The organism is Cryobacterium melibiosiphilum, assembly GCF_003602235.1.
Lineage (GTDB): Bacteria > Actinomycetota > Actinomycetes > Actinomycetales > Microbacteriaceae > Cryobacterium > Cryobacterium melibiosiphilum.
Window position 1 is genome coordinate 117,199 of the sequence record NZ_QZVS01000087.1, and the last position, 10,005, is coordinate 127,203.

Consider the following 10,005-nt stretch of genomic DNA (forward strand, 5'->3'; position numbering starts at 1 on the left):
GATCGCAAGGGCGGGGTGCGGCTAGATTGGCGCGGGCGCCCCGCCGTGCAGCGCCCGCACGAGCGGGGCGAGTTCGGGAATAGCTTCCGCTGAAGTCAGCGCCGCCTCGAGGGCGTCGTCGTGCACCGGGCGCGCCGCGAGCAACAGGTGCTGGCCTGCGGGGGTGAGCTCGGTGTAGATTCCGCGTCGATCATCGGCGCAGAGGATGCGGGTGAGCAGCTGACGATCCTCCAACCGGTTCACGAGACGGGTCGTGGCGCTGCTCGAGAGTGCGGTCGCATGGGCGAGCTGCTGCATGCGCATGTGCCAGCCATCCTGGCGGCTGAGGGCGTCGAGCACGGTGTATTCAACAACGGACAGTGCGGCTGCGGCCTGCAGGGCACGCTCGAGCTCGGTGTCGATGGCGCCGTGCAGGGCGGCGAGGGTGCGCCAACCCCGGGCGCGCAGTTCGACGGCGTCGTCTTCGATGCTCATCGGGACCTCCATGAATCAGAATCGGCTCACTCACAATCGGGCAGTACGTATACAGTTGCGCACGCGTTTAGCTAGCGTGTGCAATCAATTCGTGCAAGGATATATAACGCGCTTGCAACTACTAGCGTACGCGTCGTAATCGGCCGGGACCTGGCCGGCGCGGAAACATCCGTTTGTTCCAAGGAGTTTCACATGCCCATCAGCCTGATTGCCCTCGCCCTCGGGGGTTTCGGCATCGGCCTCACCGAGTTCGTCATCATGGGACTGCTGCCCGAGGTCGCGGCGGACTTCGGCGTCACCCCGGCGGTGGCCGGCTGGCTCATCTCCGGCTACGCGCTCAGCGTCGTCGTCGGCGCCCTCGGCCTGACGGCGGCCGTCACCCGGTTCTCCCGCAAGCGCGTGCTCGTCGCCCTCATGGTGCTGTTCATCGCGGGCAACCTGCTCTCCGCCATTGCGCCCACCTACGAAATCATGCTCGCCGGCCGCATCATCGCGGCCCTCTGCCACGGCGCCTTCTTCGGCATCGGCTCCGTCGTGGCGGCGGACCTCGTGCCCGAGAACAAGAAGGCCGCCGCGATCGCCATCATGTTCACGGGCCTGACCACCGCGAACGTGCTCGGCGTTCCCTTCGGCACCCTGCTCGGGCAGGCCTTCGGCTGGCGCTCCACGTTCTGGGCCATCACGGCCATCGGCGTCGTCGCCCTGATGGGGCTCGTCTTCCTCGTGCCCAGCATGAAAGCCCCGCACGCCGCGAGCCTTCGAGGCGAACTGCGCGCCTTCCGGTCGTCGCAGGTCTGGCTCTCCATCGCGGTGACCATCCTCGGATTCGGCGGCATGTTCGGCGCCTTCACCTACATCGCCTTCACCCTCACCGAGGTCAGCGGATTCGCCTCGAGCACCGTGCCGTGGCTGCTGATCGTCTTCGGGGTCGGCCTGTTCCTCGGCAACACCCTCGGCGGCCGCGCCGCGGACCGTGCCCTCGACACCAGCCTCATCGTGCTGCTCGCGGGGCTCACGGCCGTGCTTATTTTCTTCGCCCTCACCGCGCAGAATCAGGTCGCGACGATCGTGTCCCTCGTGCTGATGGGCTTCTTCGGTTTCGCCATCGTGCCCGGACTGCAGATGCGGGTCATGAAGTTCGCGCCCGGGGCATCCACTCTCGCCTCCGGCGCCAACATCGGCGCCTTCAATCTCGGCAACGCGCTCGGCGCGTGGCTCGGCGGACTGCTGATCACCGCCGGGGGAGGCTACACCGCGCCGATCTGGGCCGGCGCCGTCGCCGCGCTGGTCGCGCTCCTCGTCATGGCCGCCGCAGCTCATCGCCGTCCAGCTCTGATCGCACCCCCGACCGCGTACCATTCGACGGAGATTGCCCCCGAATTAGCCGAAAATCGCCTGGCGTGACCCGAAACCGGCCCGATCTCCGTCGAATGGTACGGCAGCAACCGACTGAGGCAGCGGATGCCGCGGGTCGCCGTGCGACGCATCCCGCGACCCGCGCAGCCGGGAATGGCAAGATGGACGCATGACTGTCGCTGCGCCCCACACCGTCCCCGCGTTCGCCTATAAGATCGCCGATCTCTCGCTCGCCGAAGCCGGCCGCCACCAGCTGCGCCTGGCCGAAAACGAGATGCCGGGCCTTATGGCCCTCCGCGCCGAATTCGGCGAGTCCAAGCCGCTCGCCGGCGCCCGCATCGCCGGATCCCTGCACATGACCGTGCAGACGGCCGTGCTCATCGAAACCCTGGTCGACCTCGGCGCGCAAGTGCGCTGGGCCAGCTGCAACATCTTCTCCACCCAGGACGACGCGGCCGCCGCGATCGCCGTGGGACCGACCGGTACCCCGGATGCCCCCGCCGGCGTTCCCGTGTTCGCCTGGAAGGGTGAAACCCTCGAGGACTACTGGTGGTGCACCCAGCAGATCTTCGACTGGAGCGCCGAAGCATCCGCTGCCGGAGCCACCTGGACCGGCCCGAACATGATCCTCGACGACGGCGGAGACGCCACGATGCTCGTGCACAAGGGCCGCGAATTCGAACAGGCCGGCGCGGTCCCGGCCGATGCCGCCGGCGACAGCCACGAATACGGCGTGATTCTCGCCGCCCTGCGCCGCTCGCTCGCCGAGTCGACCGACCGCTACACCCTCATCGCCGCCGACCTGCTCGGCGTCACCGAGGAGACCACGACCGGCGTGCACCGCCTCTACGAACTTTTCGCCGCCAAGCAGCTGTTGTTCCCGGCGATCAACGTCAACGACTCGGTCACCAAGAGCAAGTTCGACAACAAGTACGGCATCCGTCATTCCCTCCCCGACGGCCTCAACCGGGCGACGGATGTCCTCATCGGCGGCAAGGTCGTCTTCGTCGCCGGTTATGGCGATGTCGGCAAGGGAGCCGCGGAGGCGCTGCGCGGCCAGGGCGCCCGAGTCATCGTGAGTGAGATCGACCCGATCAACGCTTTGCAGGCGGCAATGGATGGCTTCCAGGTCGCCCGCCTCGAATCCGTCGTCGAGCAGGTTGACATTTTCGTCAGTGGTACCGGCAACCTCAGCGTCATCGGCGTCGACCACATGCTGCGCATGAAGCACCTCGCGATCGTCGCCAACGTCGGGCACTTCGACAACGAGATCGACATGGCCGCGCTCGAATCCCTGCCGGGGGCGTTCAAGGTCGAGATCAAGCCGCAGGTGCACGAGTGGCACCTGCCGAGCGGCCGCAGTGTGCTCGTGCTCAGTGAGGGGCGCCTGATGAACCTCGGCAACGCCACCGGACACCCCTCGTTCGTGATGAGCAACTCGTTCACCAACCAGGTACTGGCGCAGATCGAGTTGTACTGCACACCCGAGAACTACCCGATCGGCGTGTACGTGCTGCCGAAGCACCTCGACGAGAAGGTCGCCCGCCTGCACCTCGACGCCCTCGGTGTGGAGCTGACCGTGCTGACCGACGAGCAGTCCGCCTACATCGGCGTGCCGATCGACGGCCCCTACAAGGTCGACCACTACCGCTACTAGCCGCCGGTTGAACCGCGGATGCCCGCTGGTTGATATTTCGACAAGCTCAATCCGGCGCCCAGCGGGCTTTTCCGCGGTCTGAGCATCGGCTCGCGGGGTTTCGACCGCCGGTTGTTGAGCCTGCCGAAAACACGTCGCGGCTCAACCAGCGGGATGTTAACAATTTCGCTGGTTGAGCCGGCGCGCGAAGCGCGCTGGTCGAAACCGGGCGAGACGACCTGCAGTCCGAGGGCTGGCTTGCGGGGTCTAGGCGGCGAAGTGCGGGCCGATCCCCGGGTTACGGGGAGGTTACGGGCGGGTTGCGGGCAAGCGACACGCCCGGGTTGCGGCCGCTGTTTGACGGGGATGCGCGGGGTGCGTAATGTAATCACACGTACCCCACAGGTTCGGAAAGCTGTTCAGCTGCCGGCCTCAAGCGGGACCAGTCAGAGCGAGCGAACCGAAAGGTTCCACATGATGACGAAGAGCCCTTATCAAGCGGTTCGAGCGGCGGAAACGCCGACTTGACAGCGTCTGATGGAATGGCTAAGTTAGACAAGTTGCCCCAGAGCGACCGCCCATTATACGGGTTTGAAGCTGGGTGCGTCCGATCCTTGAGAACTCAACAGCGTGCACAATGTCAAATGCCAAAAACCTCGTGGTTGTTGATCCGTTTCTAGCGGTGATCAGCCAAGAGATTCCTTTGGAAATAATATTGAAAAAGTCCTGGTCTTTCGAGATTGGGCAACTAAACAAAGCAAGTCAGTAATGATTTGTTCTGTCAGTTTCAAACTTGTGCCTTGTTCGCCTATTCCGGCGGCTTGGTGCACTAGATGGGCACGGGGTCTTCGGATCTTGGAGCTATTCAAACATTTACGGAGAGTTTGATCCTGGCTCAGGACGAACGCTGGCGGCGTGCTTAACACATGCAAGTCGAACGGTGAAGAGGAGCTTGCTCCTTGGATCAGTGGCGAACGGGTGAGTAACACGTGAGCAATCTGCCCTTGACTCTGGGATAACTGCGGGAAACTGTAGCTAATACCGGATACGACCTGAAGAGGCATCTTTTTGGGTGGAAAGAATTTTGGTCAAGGATGAGCTCGCGGCCTATCAGCTAGTTGGTGAGGTAATGGCTCACCAAGGCGACGACGGGTAGCCGGCCTGAGAGGGTGACCGGCCACACTGGGACTGAGACACGGCCCAGACTCCTACGGGAGGCAGCAGTGGGGAATATTGCACAATGGGCGCAAGCCTGATGCAGCAACGCCGCGTGAGGGACGAAGGCCTTCGGGTTGTAAACCTCTTTTAGTAGGGAAGAAGCGACTGGGTTTTCCTGGAAGTGACGGTACCTGCAGAAAAAGCACCGGCTAACTACGTGCCAGCAGCCGCGGTAATACGTAGGGTGCAAGCGTTGTCCGGAATTATTGGGCGTAAAGAGCTCGTAGGCGGTTTGTCGCGTCTGCTGTGAAAACCCGAGGCTCAACCTCGGGCCTGCAGTGGGTACGGGCAGACTAGAGTGCGGTAGGGGAGATTGGAATTCCTGGTGTAGCGGTGGAATGCGCAGATATCAGGAGGAACACCAATGGCGAAGGCAGATCTCTGGGCCGTAACTGACGCTGAGGAGCGAAAGCATGGGGAGCGAACAGGATTAGATACCCTGGTAGTCCATGCCGTAAACGTTGGGAACTAGATGTGGGGACCATTCCACGGTCTCCGTGTCGCAGCTAACGCATTAAGTTCCCCGCCTGGGGAGTACGGCCGCAAGGCTAAAACTCAAAGGAATTGACGGGGGCCCGCACAAGCGGCGGAGCATGCGGATTAATTCGATGCAACGCGAAGAACCTTACCAAGGCTTGACATATACCGGAAACGGCCAGAAATGGTCGCCCCGCAAGGTCGGTATACAGGTGGTGCATGGTTGTCGTCAGCTCGTGTCGTGAGATGTTGGGTTAAGTCCCGCAACGAGCGCAACCCTCGTCCTATGTTGCCAGCACGTAATGGTGGGAACTCATGGGATACTGCCGGGGTCAACTCGGAGGAAGGTGGGGATGACGTCAAATCATCATGCCCCTTATGTCTTGGGCTTCACGCATGCTACAATGGCCGGTACAAAGGGCTGCGATACCGCAAGGTGGAGCGAATCCCAAAAAGCCGGTCTCAGTTCGGATTGAGGTCTGCAACTCGACCTCATGAAGTCGGAGTCGCTAGTAATCGCAGATCAGCAACGCTGCGGTGAATACGTTCCCGGGCCTTGTACACACCGCCCGTCAAGTCATGAAAGTCGGTAACACCCGAAGCCGGTGGCCTAACCCGTAAGGGGAGGAGCTGTCGAAGGTGGGATCGGTGATTAGGACTAAGTCGTAACAAGGTAGCCGTACCGGAAGGTGCGGCTGGATCACCTCCTTTCTAAGGAGCACGTGCCGTCCCGTCTGTATACAGCGGAACATGTCGGCCAGTCAGACCAAGACGAACGTTCTTGGCTGGCGCTCATGGGTGGAACATTGACATTGATGCAAGAACGGCTGAGATTTATTCGGTACGCCTGGTCTGTGAGGACGGGGTTGGAAAAGTAGGTTTCGGAGAGACTTGTATATGCACGCTGTTGGGTCCTGAGGGACCGGAACGTTTCTCCTTTCGGGGAGGATCGAACTGTTCCTCTGGACTTCTTTTCGTTGGCATNACCGCTCGTCTGTATACAGCGAGATCAACGGTGCCAGTCATTACAGAAGCGAACGCTTCTGGTGGCGCTCATGGGTGGAACATTGACATTGATACAAGAACGGCTTCGGCTGGCCTGGTACGCTCCTTCGGGAGTTGGAACGGCCGGTTGTTGAGAGACTTGTATATGCACGCTGTTGGGTCCTGAGGGACCGGAACAATTCGGACGTAAGTCTGGGTTGAACTGTTCCTCTGGACTTTGTTGTGTTGGCATCATTCGCCGGCAGGACAGGGTACCGCCCGTACTTTGAGAACTACACAGTGGACGCGAGCATCTTAAATTTGAACCCTTCGGGGTCAAATTACAAAGATCAAAACACATGCCTTCGGGNCTCTCGTAAGAGAGCAAATTACAAAGATCTAAGCAATTAGATCATTGGTCAATTTCTGCCGCGGGATTCGTTCCGTGGCACCAATCGATTCAAACTCATGTGATTTCAAATTTTTAAGAGCAAACGGTGAATGCCTTGGCATGTAGAGCCGAAGAAGGACGTAGTAATCTGCGATAAGCCTCGGGGAGTTGATAANGTGTGTGTTAGATCATTGGTCAATTTCTGCCGCGGGATTCGTTCCGTGGCACCAATCGATTCAAACTCATGTGATTTCAAATTTTTAAGAGCAAACGGTGAATGCCTTGGCATGTAGAGCCGAAGAAGGACGTAGTAATCTGCGATAAGCCTCGGNTTGGCATGTAGAGCCGAAGAAGGACGTAGTAATCTGCGATAAGCCTCGGGGAGTTGATAAACGAACTGTGATCCGAGGATGTCCGAATGGGGAAACCCCGCCAGGCCCGTGAGGTGACCTGGTGACTCCCGCCTGAATATATAGGGCGGGTAGAGGGAACGTGGGGAAGTGAAACATCTCAGTACCCACAGGAAGAGAAAACAACAGTGATTCCGTTAGTAGTGGCGAGCGAACCCGGATGAGGCTAAACCGATCATGTGTGATAGCCGGTAGGCGTTGCATGGTCGGGGTTGCGGGACTTTTCTACCAATTCTACCGAATGGTGAGGGTTAGAGCGTTGTATAGACGAACAGGATTGAAAGCCTGGTCATAGAGGGTGCGAACCCCGTAGTCGAAATGCAGTAATCACCCGAGAAGTATCCCAAGTAGCACGGGGCCCGAGAAATCCCGTGTGAATCTGTCAGGACCACCTGATAAGCCTAAATACTCCTACATGACCGATAGTGAACAAGTACCGTGAGGGAAAGGTGAAAAGTACCCCGGGAGGGGAGTGAAATAGTACCTGAAACCGTTTGCTTACAAACCGTTGGAGCCAGTCTGATTCTGGTGACAGCGTGCCTTTTGAAGAATGAGCCTGCGAGTTAGTGATATGTGGCGAGCTTAACCCGAGAGGGGAATGCGTAGCGAAAGCGAGTCTGAATAGGGCGATTCAGTCGCATGTCCTAGACCCGAAGCGAAGTGATCTATCCATGGCCAGGTTGAAGCGACGGTAAGACGTCGTGGAGGACCGAACCCACTTCAGTTGAAAATGGAGGGGATGAGCTGTGGATAGGGGTGAAAGGCCAATCAAACTTCGTGATAGCTGGTTCTCTCCGAAATGCATTTAGGTGCAGCGTTGCGTGTTTCTTGCCGGAGGTAGAGCTACTGGATGGCCGATGGGGCCTAAAAGCTTACTGACGTCAGCCAAACTCCGAATGCCGGTAAGTGAGAGCGCAGCAGTGAGACGGTGGGGGATAAGCTTCATCGTCGAGAGGGAAACAACCCAGACCACCAACTAAGGTCCCAAAGCGCGTGCTAAGTGGGAAAGGATGTGGAGTTGCACAGACAACCAGGAGGTTGGCTTAGAAGCAGCCACCCTTGAAAGAGTGCGTAATAGCTCACTGGTCAAGTGATTCCGCGCCGACAATGTAACGGGGCTCAAGCACGCCACCGAAGTTGTGGCATTGATATTTTTGGTTAGCCGCACCCTTGTGGTGTTGGTTCAGCCGTGTTGATGGGTAGGAGAGCGTCGTGTGGCCAGCGAAGCGGCGGTGTAAACCAGCCGTGGAGGCCACACGAGTGAGAATGCAGGCATGAGTAGCGAAAGACGGGTGAGAAACCCGTCCTCCGAAAGATCAAGGGTTCCAGGGCCAGGCTAATCCGCCCTGGGTAAGTCGGGACCTAAGGCGAGGCCGACAGGCGTAGTCGATGGACAACGGGTTGATATTCCCGTACTGACGAAAAACCGCCCAAGCTAATCCAGTAATGCTAAGCATCTGAATCCCCTAGATGGATCCCTTCGGGGTGAAGCGTGGGGCCTAGCGTGCGACCCTATGCTGGTGCGGTTAGCGTATTAACAGGTGTGACGCAGGAAGGTAGCTGAGCCGGGCGATGGTTGACCCGGTCTAAGGATGTAGGCCGAGAGATAGGCAAATCCGTCTCTCATATAAGGTTGAGACCCGATGGGTAGCCCGTAAGGGTGAAATCAGTGATCCTATGCTGCCAAGAAAAGCATCGACGCGAGGTTTTAGTCACCCGTACCCCAAACCGACTCAGGTGATCAGGTAGAGAATACTAAGGAGATCGAGAGAATCGTGGTTAAGGAACTCGGCAAAATGCCCCCGTAACTTCGGGAGAAGGGGGGCCTGAGGCGTGAACGGACTTGCTCCGGGAGCGTTCGAAGGCCGCAGAGACCAGTGGGAAGCGACTGTTTACTAAAAACACAGGTCCGTGCTAAGTCGCAAGACGATGTATACGGACTGACGCCTGCCCGGTGCTGGAAGGTTAAGAGGAACGGTTAGCCGTAAGGCGAAGCTGAGAATTTAAGCCCCAGTAAACGGCGGTGGTAACTATAACCATCCTAAGGTAGCGAAATTCCTTGTCGGGTAAGTTCCGACCTGCACGAATGGCGTAACGACTTCCCAGCTGTCTCAACCGCGAACTCGGCGAAATTGCATTACGAGTAAAGATGCTCGTTACGCGCAGCAGGACGGAAAGACCCCGTGACCTTTACTACAGCTTGGTATTGGTGTTCGGTGTGGCTTGTGTAGGATAGGTGGGAGACTGTGAAGCTTGGACGCTAGTTCAGGTGGAGTCATTGTTGAAATACCACTCTGGTCATATTGGATACCTAACTTCGAACCGTGATCCGGTTCAGGGACAGTGCCTGGTGGGTAGTTTAACTGGGGCGGTTGCCTCCTAAAAAGTAACGGAGGCGCCCAAAGGTTCCCTCAACCTGGTTGGCAATCAGGTGTCGAGTGTAAGTGCACAAGGGAGCTTGACTGTGAGACTGACAAGTCGAGCAGGGACGAAAGTCGGGACTAGTGATCCGGCAGTGGCTTGTGGAAGCGCTGTCGCTCAACGGATAAAAGGTACCTCGGGGATAACAGGCTGATCTTGCCCAAGAGTCCATATCGACGGCATGGTTTGGCACCTCGATGTCGGCTCGTCGCATCCTGGGGCTGGAGTAGGTCCCAAGGGTTGGGCTGTTCGCCCATTAAAGCGGTACGCGAGCTGGGTTTAGAACGTCGTGAGACAGTTCGGTCCCTATCCGCTGCGCGCGCAGGAAATTTGAGAAGATCTATCCCTAGTACGAGAGGACCGGGATGGACGAACCTCTGGTGTGTCAGTTGTTCCGCCAGGAGCACCGCTGATTAGCTACGTTCGGAACGGATAACCGCTGAAAGCATCTAAGCGGGAAGCCGGCTTCGAGATGAGATTTCCATCCCTTCGGGGGAGAGGCTCGCAGCTAGACTACTGCGTTGATAGGCCGGATGTGGAAGTGGGGACTAAAGACCCACGGAGCTGACCGGTACTAATAAGCCGATAATTTGATAACACTACAGTTTGAATAAGCTGCATGCGTCCACTATGTGGTT

The 10,005-nt window shown here is 58.6% G+C and carries 3 protein-coding genes and 2 rRNA genes; 4 read left to right on the plus strand and 1 reads right to left on the minus strand.

The window, feature by feature from the left end:
- Positions 1–21: 21 nt before the first annotated feature.
- Positions 22–474, minus strand: coding sequence for a MarR family winged helix-turn-helix transcriptional regulator (locus D6T64_RS13340; RefSeq protein ID WP_119975174.1), 453 nt, complete (start codon positions 472–474; stop codon positions 22–24).
- A 192-nt stretch (positions 475–666) separates the two neighbouring features.
- On the opposite strand from D6T64_RS13340, the gene D6T64_RS13345 reads away from it, so the two are divergent.
- The 4 genes from D6T64_RS13345 (at position 667) to D6T64_RS13360 (ending at position 9,965) form a co-directional block, all read left to right on the plus strand.
- A complete protein-coding gene (locus D6T64_RS13345; protein WP_119975175.1) occupies positions 667–1,878 on the plus strand; it encodes an MFS transporter in 1,212 nt (403 codons plus the stop codon).
- A gap of 121 nt (positions 1,879–1,999) precedes the next feature.
- Positions 2,000–3,487 (plus strand): adenosylhomocysteinase, encoded by a 1,488-nt coding sequence (gene ahcY, locus D6T64_RS13350; RefSeq protein WP_119975176.1) that lies wholly within the window; start codon positions 2,000–2,002, stop codon positions 3,485–3,487.
- An 851-nt stretch (positions 3,488–4,338) separates the two neighbouring features.
- A 16S ribosomal RNA gene (locus tag D6T64_RS13355) occupies positions 4,339–5,872 on the plus strand.
- A gap of 914 nt (positions 5,873–6,786) precedes the next feature.
- A 23S ribosomal RNA gene (locus tag D6T64_RS13360) occupies positions 6,787–9,965 on the plus strand.
- Together the 16S and 23S rRNA genes form the textbook arrangement of a ribosomal RNA operon.
- The last annotated feature ends 40 nt before the right edge of the window (positions 9,966–10,005 follow it).

What these genes read in the sequence shown, in the direction of transcription:
- D6T64_RS13340 (WP_119975174.1), bottom strand. Translation starts at nt 474, where the DNA reads ATGAGCATCGAAGACGACGCCGTCGAACTGCGCGCCCGGGGTTGGCGC.
- D6T64_RS13345 (WP_119975175.1), top strand. Translation starts at nt 667, where the DNA reads ATGCCCATCAGCCTGATTGCCCTCGCCCTCGGGGGTTTCGGCATCGGC.
- ahcY (WP_119975176.1), top strand. Translation starts at nt 2,000, where the DNA reads ATGACTGTCGCTGCGCCCCACACCGTCCCCGCGTTCGCCTATAAGATC.